Genomic DNA, 17,635 nt, shown 5'->3' on the forward strand with positions numbered 1-17,635 from the left:
TAAATAATCTCGCACCAGCCTCTTCTGTTAGTGTTGCAACTACTAATTATTTCTAATAACTTTCCGTCCCGATATTTGTAATTTTGTTTGTTCTACCTAATCTAATATGTATACACGCCTACTTTTAATAGCATTATTCTTTGCTGCCGCTGTAACTTCTGGCTGGTCGCAACAGTTCCAAGTTAAAGGAGTTATTATCGACAAGGACACCAAAGAACCACTGCCTTTTTCTTCGATTGGACTGAAAAACGAGCAGGTTGGTGCCCTGAGCAACGAGCACGGCCAATTTGTTGTGCCAGCACCCAGTAAGAATCCCGACGATTCTCTGGTTATCATCGCTCTTGGCTACGCTCGTCGGGCAGTGTATGTCAAACGCGACGTTAACGTACCCAATCTCACCATTGAAGTACCCAAGCGAGTTGTGCAGTTGGGCAATGTGGTGGTGAAAGCCGGAAAAGTCAAAAATCTGGGGCTTGGAGCTCGTTCTGATAACCCCGGTGAAGGCATGATTCAAGGCCTGCCCGGCAGCCAGTACGCCTTTTTCGTTAAGAACGACAAAAACAAGCGCCTCGGCAACGTGCGCACAGTGTCGTTCTACATTGGCGAGAACGGCTTCCCCCGCGAGCCCTTTCGCGTGCGCCTCTACAAGGCCGATGGCAACTACAACGCGCCTAATACCGACCTACTGACCGAAAATGTAGTCGTTTCGGCTCCCCAAGGTGGGCAGTGGTATACGGTCGACCTTACCCCCTATAACATTGCTGCGCCGGAAGAAGGATTCTTTGTCGCGATGGAATGGGTAGTTAGCGGAGATAAATTCTTCACCACCAACTTTATGGACGACTATACACCCTACGGTCAGATTATGCGTCCCACCTTTGAGTTTAAGGAGAGCCGCACCTGGAACTACTCCATGGGGAAGGGTTGGAGCCTCATCACAGCAGCCAACAGCCAAGGCTTGCGCTACAATGCGATGATCAAGGCTGAAGTAGACATGATTAAGTAAAAGCTTCTGTCATAAACGAATCGTCGATTGAGAGTTGGCTGATATACAATTATCAGTCAACTCTCAATCGACGATTCGTTTATGACAGATTCACGAGGATTATTTTTTGGAGAACCCTGTTATCCAATCTTGAATCACCCCCGCAGCTGAGGGCGAAAGCAATGGCTTCATCTCACCGTCCATCAGGGTCCAGTCCGTTTTTGCGGGTTGAAACAGGTGATTAACTCCCGGCAGGCGCTTGGCTGTGATGTTGTGGTTTATGCTTTTCAACTCCTTTTCCAAAGCAGTCTGGTGCAGCTCAGCGGGTGCTTCCCAATCATCAGTGCCGCTGAGAAGTAATACCGGGCAATGTACCTGGTCAAGTTCGGCAATGGGGTCGAAAGTCAGAAAATAGCGCTGCCAAGGCGTGAGCAACTGAGTAGCGGCTAATTGAGCAGCGCTGGGATCTAAGTTAGGCTCTTCCTGACGCAACATATTGCTTACAATAGACAGGGCCTGCGGTCTACTGGTATGGCAGATGACGTCGTACATAGTGCGTTGACGCTCATAGGTCGCTCGAATCAGTATTGGGTCAACCTTTTGGGCCCGCATTTGCGCCACTTTTTGTTGAAGCAACGTTTGCTCGCCGGTGAGGCCATAGCCAGCCAACGACACTACAAAAGCCGGCGGCAATGGCTGGCCCGCCGTTAGCAGAGCCACATTGGCACCTTCGCCGTGCCCCACTACCCCAATGCGGCTGATATTAACCTCCAACCGGGAGCGCAGAAAATTTAACGCCGTCTGCACGTCGCTGACCAGCGCGGCGGTGGTTGCCGTAGCAGTGTTGCCACCAGATTTGCCCACGCCCCGGTCGTCGTAGCGCAGCACAGCCACACCGTGCCGGGACAAGTGATCAGCCAGCGAGGCCATCAACCGGTAGTCGCCCACGGTGCCGTCGCGGTCTTGCATCCCGAGGTCACTCACCAAAACTACTGCCGGAAACGGCCCCGGCCCGGTCGGCAGGGTCAGGGTACCACCCAAGTTTAGCCGCGATGCTGGATTCTTAAATACCACGTCCTCCTCTCGATACAGCGGCGCTAGGCGCGTACCTGGCTTCATTAGTGTGGGCATAGGTGAATACCGCAGCAACACCTCCGATTTTATTCCTGCCTGGGTCCAGGTACCGCTGAGTTCCTGTTTGGCTGCATCGAAGCGGGCAGCATAGTAACTACCTACCCCTGACATATACAGCAGCACCGAGTCCCCGCGAACGGTGACCTCCACTGCCATACGACTGACTTTCTGAGCTGGCACATCCAGCGCCGCAAAGTATCCACCACCCGTCAATGGCACCACACTGATAGTTAAATCCAAGTGTTCACCCATTACAGGTAATGTACCTTTCCAAAGTCCTCCGAGCGGCAAGGTTTCCGCAAATGGCGTGCAAGTAGTGGTCCACGCAACGCCTCTATTTGGCAGGCACAGCAGGAACAGTACCCAAACAAAACACCTATTAACTATGTGAATATTTATCAATCAGGTCAAAACTTAAATAGGTGAACACGAGAATAAATTGACAGCAAGGTGCTTTTCAATCTAACTTATCCAAAATGATGACGGCACAAAATAACGGATAACTATTGGCAATATGGTACTATGATTTTACAAGCTTGTATTAACAAACAAACAATGCAAGTCAAACTCAATTTACCTACGCTACTTTTCCCAGCTAGTGCCCATCCTTCTTGAGCAGCAAGCAAAAAAGGCTCCCGCGACCAAACGCAGAAGCCTTTTTTAGTTACTGAGCAATACCTATTGGGCTCAGCCTTTCACGTCTTACTTAGTGCGCACAGCAATTTCCACCCGGCGGTTTTCCTGCCGACCAGCGGCCGTCTCGTTTGAGGCGGCGGGGTTAGTTTCCCCCATGGGCTCCACACTCACGCGAGAAGCATCAATGCTACCGTTGGCTACCAGGTAGTTTTTTACTGCCTCAGCGCGCTGCTCACTGAGTTCTTTGTTGTAACTCTTATCGCCCCGCGAATCGGCAAATCCCATTATCCGAACTTGGCTCTTGCCGTAGCGCTGACCAATCGAGCTAGTTATCTGCTTCAGGGCTTCAGCAGCCGTGGGCTTGATTTCAGCTTTATCAGTATCGAATAATACTTTTTCTTCTATGCTATACACGTTGTAATTATCGTCGCCGCGCACACTGATGTCGGGCAGTGAGATTTCTTTAAATTTCACATCGGCGAGCTTGGCTTTCGTCAAATCCCAAGCATTATCGATAGCTGTGCCAGCGCTACTAGCAGCATCACTGGCTACGTCACCGGCAGTTTTGCCATCGCGGGTCATAACTGCCGTATCCTGGCCGGCTTCGCTGAGCTGGTCTTTAGTCTCTGAATGTTTGGTTTCACAACTAGCTAATAAGATAATAGCTGTTGATGCGAGCAACGAAGGCAAGGATTTTTTCATGAATTAAGGAAGGTTAGTACAAGAAGTGGAACTTTGCCAATACGTAAGGTGAGCTGTCGTGTTGTTTTTTTCAGAGACGTACTACTTTACATATTGTACTCGCAGAGCTTGGCCCAATGGCTGGAAACCCATGATATGCAATAAAAACCTCGGCCCTGACGTTAATCAACTGGATATATTTTGCATTGGGCATGCCAGTTAATGCGCTCATCGGGTACCTATGATGATTAAATGGCTTGGAATTTGTAAATTTGCCAGTCTACAATCCATTATAGTATCTTTAGTAATGATGAAACGCTTACCTTTCCTCGCTTTGTGGGTTCTGTTGCTGTTGCCGGCGCTGGGCTGGGCGCAGGAAAATCGTATTACGGGCCGCATTGTGGATGCTAAAACCAAAGACCCGGTTCCCTTCGCATCCATCGGTTTACGCGAAGAGGGCACAGGTGCCCTCACCAATGAATACGGTTATTTTCAGTTGGCTGGTCTGGAAAAGACCAGCCAGGATTCCCTGATTGTAATGACGTTGGGCTATGAGCGTAGTGCTACATTTATCAAGCGTGGCAGCACCGAAGACCTCATCATCGAGCTAAAAAAGCGCGTGATTGACTTGAGTAATGGTGGCAAGGGAGTAGTCGTAACGGGTGGCAAGCTCAAGGGCCTGAAGATGGGTTCGGAAGAGAACCGCCCTGGCGAAGGCATGATTCAGGGTCTCCCCGGCAGTCAATATGCTTTTTTCGTGAAAAACGATAAACAGAAAAAGCTCGGCAACATACGCACAGTGTCGTTTTACATCGGCGAAAACGGTTTTCCTCGTGAGCCCTTCCGCGTGCGCATCTACAAGGCTGATGGCAACTACAACGCGCCCAACACCGACCTACTGACTGAGAACGTGGTAGTATCAGCATCACGCGGTGGTGAATGGTACACTATCGACTTAAGTACATATAGCATCCCTGCGCCGGACGAAGGCTTTTTCGTGGCAATGGAGTGGATTGTGGGTGGTGACAAGTTCTACACCACCAACTTCATGGATAACTACACGCCCTACGGCCAGATTATGCGTCCCACCTTCGAATATAAGGAGAGCCGCACCTGGAGTTACACTATTGGCAAAGGCTGGAACCTACTAACGCTGGCGAACGGCCAGGGCCGGCGCTACAACGCCATGATTAAGGCCGAGGTTGACATGATTAAGTAGTGCATAAGCAGTTGCGTTGCTTTTTACCTTTCCACTTTTAACAATAAAAAAGGCCCCGCTTGAAAGTGGGGCCTTTTCTATTGTTAGAACTTTCCTTCTGTGTTAATCCAAAGGTCTAAACAACCTGTGACTGTGAGCTGCTAGTCAATTTGGCTCTGGGGCTAATACTTTCATTGAAGCAAAGCTGAGGTTATTCGTATCGATAAGCATAACCTTGCTGGTAAGTGCCTTACCATTAGCACTGGCCTACGCCCTTAGCGAGGGCGCAGTCGTTCAATGACCAAGTTGAAAACTTGAACTCAGGGAGCAACGCATGGCAGCAAGCCAATCAGAAAAAGAATTGTACATGCAGCCAAGTTAAAGGTTTTTAACCATGAGGTTGTCTAAGGGCTGCAACTCCTAGCCCCTATGGGCCAGCATGCTATCCAGCGTGCTCAAGATGTTGAATTTAATCGCATCATAATAACTATTTCTTGGTCTGTGCCATAATCCATTCCCGAATAGTTTCTTGGGCTTCAGGAGAGAAATTGGGCTGGGGCTGGCCATTGACAATGGGCCACTTGGTGGACTCAGGCTGAAACAAGTGATTCACGCCAAGAAGCTTCTTATAAACAACATTTTTATTTTTGTTAAGCTTCAGACCTCTATCTAGGGCTGAGAGGTTAGCATCTGCGTTAATGGTGAGGTCAGAAGAACCGTTGAGCATAAGCACGGGGCAATTGACTGCCGTTAGCTTTTCTATGGGATTGAAGGCCAGAAAATAGCGATAACGCGGCGATGTCATCTCGGCAGCGCTCGACTGAGCAGTAGCGTTATCGATGGCCGAGTTGTTCTGCTTCAACATATTGGCTACGATGGCCTGGGCCTGGGCATTGTCGGTAGTTTGCCGAATGATTTCGAGCATGGCCTGCTGGCGTTTGGTCGCGGCTTCTATCTGGGCCGTTTCTGTGCCCAGCGTGCGCAGGGTTGTGGCCTGTTGTTGCACCACAATCTCACGGCCGGGCAAGCCATATGCGGCTAGTGTCACTACGAAGGCGGGTGGCAGTGGCTGGGCAGCCGTGAGCAAGGCTACGTTGCCGCCTTCGCCGTGACCTATCAGGCCCAGGTGCGACAAATCAATTTCGGGGCGAGTGCGCAGATAGTTTAGACCAGCTTGGGCATCACTAACGAGGTCGGCGGTGGTAACGGCGGGTACCCCGCCAGATTTGCCCACGCCCCGGTCGTCGAAGCGCAGCACGGCCACGCCGCGCCGGGTGAGGAAGTCAGCCAGCATGCCCAAGGGGGCAAAGTCGCCCACAGTGCCATCACGGTCATGCGGGCCTGTATCACTTAGCAGGACCACAGCAGGGAACGGGCCAGGGCCGGCTGGAATGGTGAGAGTACCACTTAGCCGTGCATTGACAGTTAGATTACTGAAGGTCGCTTCTTCTTCGCGATAAGGTGGAGTGAGGCGCACATTTTTCGCGTTCATAGCTGGCAGGGCACTGAAGGTGAGCACCATCGGCACCTTAAAGCCTGGCTGCTGCCACACACCAGTCATCTGCTTGCCATCAGCTGACACGCGGCCGACGAAACGGCTGTTGGCTTCTTCGGCGAACATGCGCACCGTGTCGCCTTTCACTTCCGTTTTCACAGCCATGTGGTTCACCTTTTGAAGCGGCACGTCAAGCGTAGCGAAGTACTCGCCACCAGTAAGCTTCACAAACCGAAAAATGACTTCAAGCTGGCCACCAGGCACTTTCAGTTGACCTTTCCACAGACCATCGAGCGCCGGGACGTCGGCCACAGCTACACGGCCCGCCGTGGGACGCGTGCCAGCCCATGTTGAAGCAGCCAGCGTCAGGCAAATAAGCACGCCACTAAACAGGTGAAGCAAGCGAAACGTAGTGATTTTCATAATAAGTTAAAGGAGCGTTCCAAGGCAGAGTACCCGTCTGATTTATTCGGGGCCCGTTACGCCACTGTAAAGTAGCAAAATAAATACCTTGCCAACATTAGCTGGCTGTACAGGAGGGATAAAAAAATTTATTTCAAAGCAGTTTTTCATCCTATTTGGCACGTGGCAGCAACGCAAGAGGTGTTTCCTAATCAGTCCTTCTCGTTTGCAGCACGAAGAGGTTGGCACGATGACTATAAAACTACTTTAGGTAGTAACATCGAGTCATAAAGCGGTTTCCAGTTTTAGTGCACAGACCACTAAGTTGTAATGCGAATCATGTAGCTCGCGTCTCCTTGCCAGTAAAGTCACTGAGCATCGTTCGAGGAGGCTAGCCAACTACAAAGTTGGCACTATCGACCTTATAGACTGATGCATAAACTGCGCTAATGCTGTTTTACCAGCAAAATTAACGCATAGCTAACAAGACTCAAGCTTATTCGCTCACAAAAACCCGTTTCACCCGCTCACTCACATTGGTAAGCAGTTCATACGCAATGGTGCCGATGCGGCTGGCCAACTCCGGCAGGGGCAGCCCTTCGCCAAAGAGCAGGGCAACGTCGCCGGCCCGTGCTTGGGGAATAGAGGTGATGTCGACCATGCACATGTCCATGCACACGGACCCTACGAGTGGAGCAGCCTGCCCATGGATGAACACCGTACCCACGCCGTTACCAAAGCGGCGGTCATAACCATCGGCATAGCCAATGGCCAGGGTAGCAATACGGCGCTCGTCGGCAGTGGCAGTGCCACGGCGGCCATAGCCTACAGTTTGACCAGCAGGCAAGGTTTTGACTTGAGAGATAGTAGTCCGCAACTGGCTGACGGGCCGCAGAGCATTGGTGGCGCGGTCAGTGGCGCCCACACCGTAGAGGCCGATGCCAAGACGCACCATATCGAAATGGGCCTCCGGGAATCGCAGGATACCAGCCGAGTTCAGCGCGTGCTTGAGGACGGAATGCCCCAGAGCCGCTTCCACGGTGGCAGTCATGCGGCGGAAGGCCGCCAACTGTTCACGGGTGAAATCGTCATGGTTCGGGTCTTCAGCCGCGGCGAGGTGAGTCATAAGGCTGGCTACGGGCAGGTGTGGGGCATGTTGGCGCAGCAGGGCGGCCAACTCCGGCAGGTCGGCTTCGTCGAAGCCGAGGCGGCGCATGCCGGTATCGAGTTTGAGGTGGATAGGCGGCAGGGGCTCTTCGGCACTGGTGGCAGCGAGGTATTCGCTCAGCATGTCGAAAGAAAAGATTTCAGGCTCCAGGCGATAATGGCGCAGGGTACTGAACGAGTCCGGCGCCGGATTCATCACCATGATGGGAAGGCTGATGCCAGCCTCACGGAGGACCACGCCTTCGTCGGCATAAGCGACGGCGAGGTAGTCGGCCCGCTGAAATTCGAGGAGGCTGGCCACTTCGTAGGAGCCCGCGCCGTAGGCAAAAGCTTTTACCATCACCATGAGCCTGGTACCGGGCTGCAACTGACGGCGGTAGTGCTGCAAGTTGTGGCTTAAAGCATCGAGGTTCACTTCGAGCACAGTACCGTGCTGCTGGGCCTGCAGAGCGGCCACAATGCGCTCGAAACCAAAGCGGCGGGCACCTTTCACGAGAATGGTTTCGCGCGCAAAAGCAGTAGTATTGAGAGCCGCCAGGAAGACCTCGGTGGTGAGATAAAACTCTGTTGCCAATGGCTGTTTATTCGCCGCTCGCAACTTATTGAACAGGGATTGCTGATCGTTGATTGCCGGCCCGATGCCAATGAGCCGCGTTACGCCTGCGGCCGGGAGCAGAGCCGCGACGCGGGCGTATAGCTCCCCCTCCGCCAGCCCCGATTCGAGCACATCGCTCAGAATCAGCGTGCGGCGACCGGGACGTGACTGTCGGGCTAAGGCCGTTAGGGCCAAGGTTAGGCCAGCGAGGTCGTTGTTGTAGGTGTCGTCGAGGAGGTAGGCGCCGTGGCGGCCCTGCTTCATTTCGAGGCGCATGGCCACGGGATGCAGGCGGTCGAGGCGGCGCTGAATTTCACTGTTTGGCGTGCCTCGCCACACCAACACAGAAAGGCAGTGCAGGGCGTTTTCGACCGATGAATCATCGGCAAAAGGCAGGGTAAACGTATAAACGTGTGGCTTATCATGGCGCCAGGACGAGACCCGGACCACCGACAGCCCCGCAGCGGACTGCACATCCAAGCTCAAGTCAGCTTCGGTGGGGGGGCGCAGGCTCCGCGTCCAAGTGAAACGCTTTTCTGCGGATAAGTGGCGCTGAGCGACGGTATGTACCAGCTCCTGGTCGATACAATAGAAGAGGATATCGACGCTGGGAAAGAGCCTCATTTTCTCTTCTGTCTTCTGTTCGGCACTGACAAAGCCGGCGTCGTGAGCCGTGCCCAGATTCGTGAAAATGCCTAGGGTGGGCTGGATAATGGCGGCCAGCCGAGCCATCTCCCCTACCTCTGAAATACCAGCTTCAAAAATGCCCAGGGTGTGCCGTTCGGGATTCAACTCCCACACGCTCAGGGGTACGCCAACTTGGGAGTTGTAGGAACGGGGTGAGCGGCAAATGTCCTCATCGGGGCTCAAAAGCTGAGCCAGCCATTCTTTGACAATGGTTTTGCCATTTGAGCCAGTGATGGCGAATACCGGATTGGTGAATTTGGCGCGGTGGGCGGCGGCCAGGGTTTGCAAGGCGGCCAGCGGGCTTTTTACGGCAATGAACCCGGCTTCAGGATAGGCGGCGAGGCCACCGGGCAGTTCCGCTGCTACTTCCACGATGAACAGGCGCACGCCTTGGGCGTAGAGGTCGGGCAGGTAGCGGTGGCCGTTGTGGCTGGGGCCGCGCAGGGCGAAGAATAGGGCCCCGGCAGGCAGGCCCACCCGTCGGCTATCGAGCAGCAGGTGGCGGACTTTGGCTGGAGCACCGGCGGGCGCTTGTAGCAAGTGGCCGGCCAGCAGGGCCGGAAGAACAGAGAAATCGAACACGATGTAAAGGTCGGTTCTACTCTTGAAAAAACGGTGCTCGTAGGGCGACCGTGCAGCCGTCTTGCTCTTTCTGAGTCGTTTACCAAAATGCTGATATTCGCAGGGCTATTGGAGTCTGCCGAATATTGTGTAAATCGAATTTGCATTCTTCTTTCATACCATTCCTTTTTTCTATGAAAAGCTTTAAAATATTCGACAGTAGCTTGCTGTGGGTGCCCGCCGCCGTGTTTGTCCTGGGCGGGTGTAGTCCTAAGGCGACATCAGGCGTGACAAATAGTGCTCCCACGGCTTCGGTTAGTTCTGCTCCTGCCGCCGCGCCGACAGCGGCGCCCGCTGGGCCGGCATTTCAGATTCCGGTAGAGTACTACACCCTGCCCAATGGGCTGCGGGTGGTGCTTTCGCCCGACCACACGGCGCCCACGGCCACGGTGGCGGCGTACTACGCGGTGGGCTTCCGCACCGAGCCGCGCAACCGCACAGGTTTTGCACATTTATTTGAACACCTGATGTTTCAGGGCTCGCAGAACCTGGGCAAGAATGAGTTTATTGGGCTGATTCAGAAGAACGGCGGGGTATTGAACGGCTCGACGCGCTTCGACTTCACGAACTACTACGAAGTGGTGCCGGCCCACAAGCTGGAAACCATTCTGTGGGCCGAGGCCGACCGGATGCGTGGCTTGGCCATTACCCAAAGCAACCTGACCAACCAGCAGGGCGTGGTGAAAAGCGAGGTGCGTGTGAACGTGCTCAACCAACCCTACGGCAGCTTTCCGTGGATTGACATGCCGATGAAGGCCAATAAAAACTGGAACAACGCCCACAATTTCTACGGCGACCTGGCCGACCTCGACGCGGCCAATCTGACTGATGTCAAGACGTTTTTCAAAACCTACTACGCTCCCAACAACGCCGTGCTGGCCGTGGTGGGCGACTTTGAGCCCGCCGAGGCCAAGGCCTGGGTGCAGAAGTACTACGGCAACATTCCCAGTGCTCCGCAGCCACCCAAGCCTGACTTAACGGAGCCTCGTCAGGAAAAGGAGCAGCGCTTTAGCCAAGATGATAAGCTGGCTACCAAGCCGGCCCTGGCCTTCGGCTACCACATGCCCGACCGCAATACGCCGGAGTATTATGCCCTAGTGATGCTCGACCAGATTCTGCTGCAAGGCAAGGACAGCCGCCTGTACCAAGCCCTGGTACAAAAGCGTGGGTACTCTGATAACGTGAGCGGCGGCATCAATTCCGACCTTGGCAACCAGTTTAACTACAACGGGCCGATGCTGTGGATGGGCAACCTGATTTACGACCCCACCGTGCAGGCCGATTCCGTGGTGAGCGTACTCGACCAGGAAATCAACCGCTTAGCAAAATCCGGTATCGACCAAGCCACTATGAACTTGGCGATGGTAAAAATCCGCTCGGCATTTTATGACCAGGTGAGCGGTGCCGATAACTTTGGCCGGGCCGATTTGCTAGCCGCCTTCGCTTTGTTCGACAACGACCCTGACCGCATCAACCGGCTGGAGAGCGAGTTCCGCAAGGTGACGCCGGAGCTGATGCAGAAAACCATTCGCGAGTACTTGCGGCCCACGAACCGCACCATCATCACCGTCAACCCGCTGGCCAAAAGCTAGCTTTCCCTCCTACTTTGCCATGAACAAGCTAGTTATCGGGCTGCTCAGTGCCGCCCTGGTTACCACGGGTGCGCAGGCCCAAAAGGCACCGGCCAAAGTCAAAACGACTGCCAGACCCACGAACACCCGCTCGGCGGGCGTAGCCAAATCCGTGGCGGCAAAGGAAGCCCCGCCTGTTGGCGCCAAGCCCCGCGACTTCACTCTGCCTGCTAAGGAAGAATTCACCCTGGATAATGGGCTGCGTACGCGGTTGGTGCCCTACGGCCAAGTTCCGAAAACCACCATGATGGTGGCCATTCAGGCCGGCAACGTGCACGAGGGCGCCACCGAAGTCGCCGTAGCTGACTTGCTCGGCAAGCTGCTGGAGGAAGGCACGGCGACGCTGCCGGCTACCCAGCTGGCCCAGCGCATCGCCCAAATGGGCGGCGCGCTGAGCATCTCGGTCGGAGCCGATCAAACCACACTTTGGGCCTCCTGCCTGAGCGAGTACGCCCCGGAGCTGGCCACGCTGCTGGCCGATGTGGTAATACATCCCGCATTGCCCGCTGCCGAGCTACCACGACTCAAAACCGACTTGAAGCGGCAAATGGCGCTGGCCCGTGCCCAGCCCGGCGTGCAGGCCCGGCAGAAATTCACGGGTGCTATCTACGGCAACCACCCCTACGGCCGCGGCCTGCCGACCGATGCTCAACTGGATGCGCTAACCTTGGAGCAGGTGCAGTACTTTTACCGAGCGCAGTTTGGCGGCCAGCGCACCAGTGTGTACGTGGCCGGGCGGTTTGATGCGCCGGCCGTACGCCAAGCCATCACCACGGCGTGGAGCGGCTTCCCGCAGGGCCCGGCTCCACGCATTGAAGTGGCCCAGCCCCTAACCAAGGGCGACTTACTGACCCAGGACCGGCCCAGTGCGCCGCAGTCGACCATTGTGGTGGGCCTGCCAGTGGTGGACCCCAGCAACCCCGACTACATTCGCCTGCGAGTAACAAACTCCCTGCTGGGCGGCTCATTTGGCTCGCGTATTACCCGTAACATTCGGGAAGACAAGGGCTACACCTACTCGCCCTACAGCTACATCGAAACCCACTACCGCACCGGCAACTGGACCCAGAACGCCGACGTGACCACCGCCGACACGTACAATTCGCTGCGCGAAATCATGTACGAAATCGAACGTCTGCAAAAAACGCCACCCTCCAGTGAGGAGCTGAAAGGGATTCAGAATTACGAGAGCGGCCTGTTCGTGCTGCGCAACTCTACGCCCAGCGGCATCATCGGCCAGCTCAACTCGCTCGACCTGCACGGCCTACCCGAGACCTATATAACGGAGCAAGTCAAAAACATCAACGCCATTACGCCCCAGCAGGTGAGCGAAACCGCGCGGAAGTATGTGCGGCCGGAAGCCATGACCATTGTGGTGGTAGGGGATAAAAAAGTCATCGACCCGCAACTGAAGAAGTTCCAAACGGAGCGCAAGAAGCCGCTGTAGACGGGCACCCCACCCCGGCCCCGTTTCTCCTGCAGGGAAGGGGAGCCTGACGATTTTAACTAAAAATAAAAAGTCCCGCGGCTATGAAGCTGCGGGACTTTTTATTTGATGGAATAAGGTTGAGCTTGTGCCGTGGCTCCCTTTCCGCCGAAGAGGGGCTCGGCGGGAGGATTACGCCAGGGCTGAGCTATGCTCGGCGGGCATTTCGACATCCACTCCGAGGCCTTTGGCAATGGCCATGCCCAGACGGATATCGGCGCGGAACCAGTGGCACAACTGGCGCTGAATGATGAGGTCTTTTTTGGGCCTTCAATGCCGCTCATGGCGCCTACTACGTTGTCGATGAGGTTGCGTTGGTCTTGGGCATCGAGCAGGCGAAATAGATTGCCAGCCTGGGTGTAGTGGTCGTCGTTGCCAGGGCCTTCATTGCGGTCGTAGCGGGCGGCGAAGCCGTCGAGCTCCTGGATGGGCTCGGCCACGGTTTTGTCTTCTATGGGACCGTCGAAGCTGTTGGGGAAATAGTTCGGGCCGGGGCCGCCGTTGTCGCCGAGGGCCATGCGGCCGTCGCGCTGGTAGTTGCTGAAGCCAAAGGGACAGGCATTTACGGGCAGGTGCTCGTAGTTGGCGCCGAGACGGTAGCGGTGCGCATCGGGGTAGCTCAAGATACGGCCTTGCAGCTACCTTTGCCCGCAGCCTGCCTCCGCTCCCGCATGAAATTCCCTCCATTATTCCTCGGCTTAACTGTAGCCACGCTGCTAGCAGGCTGCGCCCGCCGACCTACCAAGCTGGAAATTTACGATGTGGTTATCAACCACGTGGCTGTGGTGGACGTGCTAACGGGCCAGTTGCGACCAAATCGGGTAGTGGCCATTTCCCGGGGCAAGATAGTGGAGGTAGCGCCGGCTGATAAGGACAGCTACGCCGCCCGGCAATACGTCAACGGCAACGGCCGCTACCTCATTCCGGGTTTGTGGGACATGCACGTTCACTTTCGGGGCGGCGACAGTCTTATTGCGGCTAATAAAAAGAGCCTGACATTGTTCTTGGCGCATGGCATCACAACGGTCCGTGATGCAGGCGGCGACCTTACTACCAGCGTATTACAGTGGTCGCAGGATATGGATGCGGGCAAAATGCCAGGCCCGCGTATTTTCACCTCCGGCCCCAAGCTTGATGGCCCGGGCGCCTACTGGCCTGGCTCCCTGGAGGTGGAAACGCCGGTTCAAATCCGCAAGGCGCTGGATTCGCTGCAACGACTGCGGGTAGATTACGTGAAGATTTATGACAGCAAGATTTCTGGCCAGGCATACCTTGAAACCATCAGGCAAGCGCAGCGACGGGGCCTGAAAACCACCGGCCACATGCCTTATTCGGTAACCTTGGCCCAGGCCGTGAAGGGCGGACTCGATGCGACTGAGCACCTCTACTATGTCTTCAAAGCTTGTTCTAGTAGGGAAGACAGCATCACGGCGCTGGTGCGCAATAGCCTGAAAACGCCGCAACCGCTGGGCCTCTTTGCCACGCTGCCCGCCGTGTATGATACCTACAGCACCGCCGCGGCCGCCAACCTCTTCAAGCTGATGGCCGCGCGCCACACGGCCGCAGTGCCCACGCTCTACATCCAGAAAACCCTGGCCGAGCTGGCCGAAAACGACCACGCCCGGGACACCCTGCGAGCCTATATCGACCCCAGAATTCAGGCCACCTATGCCCGGCGGCTGACGAGCGCCCGCCAGCAGTCAACCGCAGCCAAGGCTTTCAACAAGAAGCTTAATACCAAACTAATGACCCTGGTACCACTGATGCAGGCGGCGGGCGTCACGCTGCTGGCCGGGTCCGACAGTGGTCCGTTCAACTCATTCATTTACCCCGGCAGCTCGCTGCAAGAGGAGTTGGTGTTGTTGGTGCAAGCTGGCCTCACACCACTCCAAGCCCTGCAGGCCGCTACCATCAACGGAGCTAAATTCATGGGCGTAGCGGGCCGCACCGGCACCATAGCCCCCGGCAAAGACGCCGATTTGGTTTTGCTCACCGGCAACCCACTGGAGAACATCGGCAACATCCGGCAAATCGATGCGGTTATTTCGCGGGGCAAGGCCTATCCGGCGCCGGCTTTGGTTAATCTGTTGCGAGGAATCAAGAATCCGTAGGGGGTGAGGCTCCCTTGGCCAGTCTAACCAAATTGTAATTTAGAAGCCGATGCCTACCCGGAAGCCGGTGCCTAGCCGCTGTCCGCTTTGCAGGGCCGTGTAGAAATCAACCCGCATCACTTTGAGGATATGCTCGATGCCTGCGCCCAACTCTATGTAGTGGCCGGCCTGAGCGGTGGTGAGGTAGTTGAACGAGGCCACTTCCTGCCATTTCAGCTGGCGTAGTAGTGGGACTTTATTGAGGATGAATCCGTTGAAATGATGGTCGTAGTGGGCTTCGAGGTACTTGTTGTTGGTGCTAAAGCGGTAGTAGTCGAGTAGCTGGAAGTTGCTGAAGTTGCCGGTGAGCAAGGTTCGGTTGCCGGAGAAGTGGCGGTAATCAATAAACGTCATGCCTTCTTGCTTGCCCACGAAACCGCCGACGTTGACGCGGAAGCTACTGGTACCCAGCAAACCCAGCGAAAGATTGTCGCGCACGCCAGCCTGCAACAGCAGGTAGCGGACGTCGGCCCCCAGCACCTCCGGCACGGCCAACCGGCCCTGCACGTTGAAAGTGGGCCACTTCGAGCCGAGGTTGAACTTGCCATCGGGCCGGCTGATGTAGCGCTGGCCCGGCCGGTAGTCGACCGACAAGCCCACGGTAAGAATAGAACTGCGGCCAAAGCCTGTTTCCGGTAGTTCCTCGCTCACGGGCCGGTTGGGGGTGAATGCGCGGCCGCGCACGTCGCGGATGAGTCGGTCGGTGGTGTTGAACAGTTCGTGGCGCTCGAAATAACCGGTAGTGGCGCGCAGGTTCAAGCCGTTTATTGGTTCGGTGAGGTAGGTGATTTCGGCCCCATCGCGGCGGTAGAGCTTGGCGTAGTTGCGGTTGTCCAGCAGCGTATAAATTGTATTGATAGCCGGCGTGAGCTGCGTATTTCTATCAAAATTCTCAATAGTACGGCCTGTTACAATACTGATTTGCTTGAGCTTGGCTGGATGCAGCTGCCAGGTGGCCGCCAGGCTGGGGTTCAGCTCTTCGCTGCTGAAGCCGTAGCGCAACGTGGGTGTGATGGTGAAATAGCGGCGGTCGTCGGTGCGCTGGCTAAAGATGGCCTGGGCGTTGAGCACGATGCCTTCTACGGTGTTGTACTGAAAAATCTGGGCCACTGGCAGCACCGACACCGACTGTTTGCGAAAGGTGTTGCTATACGTGTAGCCACCCACTGCTAAGTTAATGGGCTCGAACTTGTTGCGAACTTTGTCGAGAGAGTCCTGGTAGGGGCGCGAGTTGCGGATGACTTCCGTGCTGTCTTTCACGTGGTAGTCCTTCTGCTCCTCGGCTGTGAGGGGCACCGGGCGCACTTGGTCCCAATAGGCTGAGTCGCGCTCGTTCACGCCCTTTTCTACCAACTGCACTTCGCCGCGCGGCATCTGGGCCAGGGGGTCGTTTCGGAGCGAGTCGCGCTGGGCGCGCTTCACCTGCTTGCGCACCTGGGCGTTGAGGCCGCGCAGGTCGGGCTTGCGCTTGCGGATTTGGGCGGCGGTTTCCTGGCCGGCGGGGGCTTTATCGTTAGTTTCGGTTACGGGCGGCGGGGTTTTGGCCACGGGCGGGGTGGGATAGGTGGGCACCACGTTGGCGTAATTGGAAAGCACGGCCGTGATGTAGCCCGAGCCCTTAAAGCCCAGACCCGACAAATTGGCGCGCACTTGCTGCGACTGGATAAGCCAGACGTTGGGGTTACCGGGCGCGGGGGCATACTGTTGCGAGATATGGAGCTGGTCGACGTAATCAATTTGCGCGTCCTTATCCAAGCTTAAATCCAGGGAATGAATGCGCCACGAACCGTCAACGATGTAGATGTAGCCCGAAAAAACGGGGTCGGTGCGGCGGCGCGGAATCACCCGGATTTTGTGCACTACTTCGCCGCCCTGCGGGGTGCTGCCCACCAGCTCATACCGGTAAAACAGCATGGCGTTGGCCGCGATGGGCGACACGAAGCCGCGCTCCGAAAAAGCCGGCTTTATCAGGTTTTCGTAGAAACCCAGGTTGCGGCCGGCGCTGGCCCGGTTGAAGCTGATGCCCCGCGAATCACCGCTTATCCGGCTCGAAAGCATCCGCTCTTTGATAACGTTTGGCTGGGTGAAGCTGAAGTCGGAAAGGCTTTCGGAGAGGTAGAAAATGCCTTTTTTAATGTCGGGTCCGAGCTTAAACAAGCCCATGATTTTAGCCGGGGTATCATCAATGCGGCCCAGGGCTTTGATATAGATGCGGGCCCGGTAGGAAGCCACTTCACGCCGATGGTAGGCCCGCCACTGCTGCGCCTGCTGAATAATGGCGTAGGCTGGGTCGCGGTCAGTCGACTTCACCACTACTTCGCCCAGATTGTAGGCTTCGGGCTCCAGCGTAATGTTGACGGTCAGCACGGAGTCAGCGCCGAGCACCCGCACCGGCTCGACATGCTGCCGGTAACCTACGTACTGAAACACCAACTCGTACTGCCCGGCTGGCAGACGCAGCTGGAACTGCCCCTGCTCGTTGGCGCCGGTGCTGGTAGCTGAGCCACGCACGGCCACGTTGGCGAAGGCCAGCCCCTGCTTATTCGAGCCGCTCACCGTCCCCCTGATGACGCCGGCGCGGATAAGAGTGGGCAACCCGCACAACAGCAAAGCTGCTAGCAACAGACGAAATAGATTCAGAGGCATATAATTGGCTAAAGTAGAAAGAGCCCAAGGCAAGTTACGGCCTCAACTGATGCCAGCATAGGCGGAATGGTTGCTTGACCGGATGATGGCCTCCAGCCACAGCAGCATAAAAAAAGGCAGC

The 17,635-nt window shown here is 55.8% G+C and carries 11 protein-coding genes; 5 read left to right on the plus strand and 6 right to left on the minus strand.

Features of this window, described 5'->3' with window-relative positions; translation table 11 throughout:
* Positions 1 to 106: 106 nt before the first annotated feature.
* A complete protein-coding gene (locus WX88_RS09035) occupies positions 107 to 1,006 on the plus strand; it encodes a carboxypeptidase-like regulatory domain-containing protein (protein WP_046244017.1) in 900 nt (299 codons plus the stop codon).
* 99 nt (positions 1,007 to 1,105) lie between these two features.
* Here the strand turns inward: WX88_RS09035 and WX88_RS09040 are convergent, their stop codons facing one another.
* Together WX88_RS09040 and WX88_RS27405 are read right to left on the minus strand one after the other, a co-directional pair.
* Complete coding sequence (locus tag WX88_RS09040; RefSeq protein ID WP_046244018.1) at positions 1,106 to 2,371, minus strand: alpha/beta hydrolase family protein; 1,266 nt, start codon at positions 2,369 to 2,371, stop codon at positions 1,106 to 1,108.
* A 450-nt stretch (positions 2,372 to 2,821) separates the two neighbouring features.
* Positions 2,822 to 3,457, minus strand: coding sequence for an OmpA family protein (locus tag WX88_RS27405; RefSeq protein WP_052732514.1), 636 nt, complete (start codon positions 3,455 to 3,457; stop codon positions 2,822 to 2,824).
* Between the two features lie 286 nt (positions 3,458 to 3,743).
* Here WX88_RS27405 and WX88_RS09050 point away from each other — a divergent pair, with 286 nt between their 5' ends.
* Positions 3,744 to 4,655, plus strand: coding sequence for a carboxypeptidase-like regulatory domain-containing protein (locus WX88_RS09050; RefSeq protein ID WP_046244019.1), 912 nt, complete (start codon positions 3,744 to 3,746; stop codon positions 4,653 to 4,655).
* Positions 4,656 to 5,121: 466 nt separating this feature from the next.
* On the opposite strand, the gene WX88_RS09055 is transcribed toward WX88_RS09050, so the two are convergent.
* Both WX88_RS09055 and WX88_RS09060 read right to left on the minus strand, forming a co-directional pair.
* On the minus strand, positions 5,122 to 6,552 hold the full coding sequence (locus tag WX88_RS09055; RefSeq protein ID WP_046244020.1) for an alpha/beta hydrolase family protein: 1,431 nt from the start codon (positions 6,550 to 6,552) through the stop codon (positions 5,122 to 5,124).
* A gap of 475 nt (positions 6,553 to 7,027) precedes the next feature.
* Entirely contained in the window at positions 7,028 to 9,562 is a 2,535-nt protein-coding gene (locus WX88_RS09060) for a bifunctional UDP-N-acetylmuramoyl-tripeptide:D-alanyl-D-alanine ligase/alanine racemase (protein ID WP_082115935.1), read from the minus strand.
* A 173-nt stretch (positions 9,563 to 9,735) separates the two neighbouring features.
* Between WX88_RS09060 and WX88_RS09065 the strand changes: the two genes are divergently transcribed.
* Positions 9,736 to 11,193 carry a M16 family metallopeptidase gene (locus tag WX88_RS09065; RefSeq protein WP_052732515.1) on the plus strand — a complete coding sequence of 486 codons (1,458 nt, stop codon included), beginning with the start codon at positions 9,736 to 9,738 and terminating at the stop codon, positions 11,191 to 11,193.
* Between the two features lie 19 nt (positions 11,194 to 11,212).
* A complete protein-coding gene (locus tag WX88_RS09070) occupies positions 11,213 to 12,679 on the plus strand; it encodes a M16 family metallopeptidase (RefSeq protein ID WP_082115936.1) in 1,467 nt (488 codons plus the stop codon).
* A 101-nt stretch (positions 12,680 to 12,780) separates the two neighbouring features.
* Here the strand turns inward: WX88_RS09070 and WX88_RS09075 are convergent, their stop codons facing one another.
* Positions 12,781 to 13,341 carry a catalase gene (locus WX88_RS09075; RefSeq protein ID WP_046244021.1) on the minus strand — a complete coding sequence of 187 codons (561 nt, stop codon included), beginning with the start codon at positions 13,339 to 13,341 and terminating at the stop codon, positions 12,781 to 12,783.
* A 48-nt stretch (positions 13,342 to 13,389) separates the two neighbouring features.
* Here WX88_RS09075 and WX88_RS09080 point away from each other — a divergent pair, with 48 nt between their 5' ends.
* Positions 13,390 to 14,829, plus strand: a complete 1,440-nt coding sequence (locus tag WX88_RS09080) for an amidohydrolase family protein (protein WP_046244022.1) — start codon at positions 13,390 to 13,392, stop codon at positions 14,827 to 14,829.
* A gap of 39 nt (positions 14,830 to 14,868) precedes the next feature.
* Here the strand turns inward: WX88_RS09080 and WX88_RS09085 are convergent, their stop codons facing one another.
* Positions 14,869 to 17,514, minus strand: a complete 2,646-nt coding sequence (locus tag WX88_RS09085) for a DUF5686 and carboxypeptidase regulatory-like domain-containing protein (RefSeq protein WP_052732516.1) — start codon at positions 17,512 to 17,514, stop codon at positions 14,869 to 14,871.
* Positions 17,515 to 17,635 lie beyond the last annotated feature (121 nt).

This window comes from Hymenobacter terrenus (assembly GCF_000972495.1).
In the GTDB taxonomy this organism is placed as follows: Bacteria; Bacteroidota; Bacteroidia; order Cytophagales; family Hymenobacteraceae; genus Hymenobacter; species Hymenobacter terrenus.

Excerpts from the sequence above, each read along its gene's own strand:
- WX88_RS09035 (WP_046244017.1), top strand. The coding sequence starts at position 107 with ATGTATACACGCCTACTTTTAATAGCATTATTCTTTGCTGCCGCTGTA.
- WX88_RS09040 (WP_046244018.1), bottom strand. The coding sequence starts at position 2,371 with ATGGGTGAACACTTGGATTTAACTATCAGTGTGGTGCCATTGACGGGT.
- WX88_RS27405 (WP_052732514.1), bottom strand. The coding sequence starts at position 3,457 with ATGAAAAAATCCTTGCCTTCGTTGCTCGCATCAACAGCTATTATCTTA.
- WX88_RS09050 (WP_046244019.1), top strand. The coding sequence starts at position 3,744 with ATGATGAAACGCTTACCTTTCCTCGCTTTGTGGGTTCTGTTGCTGTTG.
- WX88_RS09055 (WP_046244020.1), bottom strand. The coding sequence starts at position 6,552 with ATGAAAATCACTACGTTTCGCTTGCTTCACCTGTTTAGTGGCGTGCTT.
- WX88_RS09065 (WP_052732515.1), top strand. The coding sequence starts at position 9,736 with ATGAAAAGCTTTAAAATATTCGACAGTAGCTTGCTGTGGGTGCCCGCC.
- WX88_RS09070 (WP_082115936.1), top strand. The coding sequence starts at position 11,213 with ATGAACAAGCTAGTTATCGGGCTGCTCAGTGCCGCCCTGGTTACCACG.
- WX88_RS09080 (WP_046244022.1), top strand. The coding sequence starts at position 13,390 with ATGAAATTCCCTCCATTATTCCTCGGCTTAACTGTAGCCACGCTGCTA.
- WX88_RS09085 (WP_052732516.1), bottom strand. The coding sequence starts at position 17,514 with ATGCCTCTGAATCTATTTCGTCTGTTGCTAGCAGCTTTGCTGTTGTGC.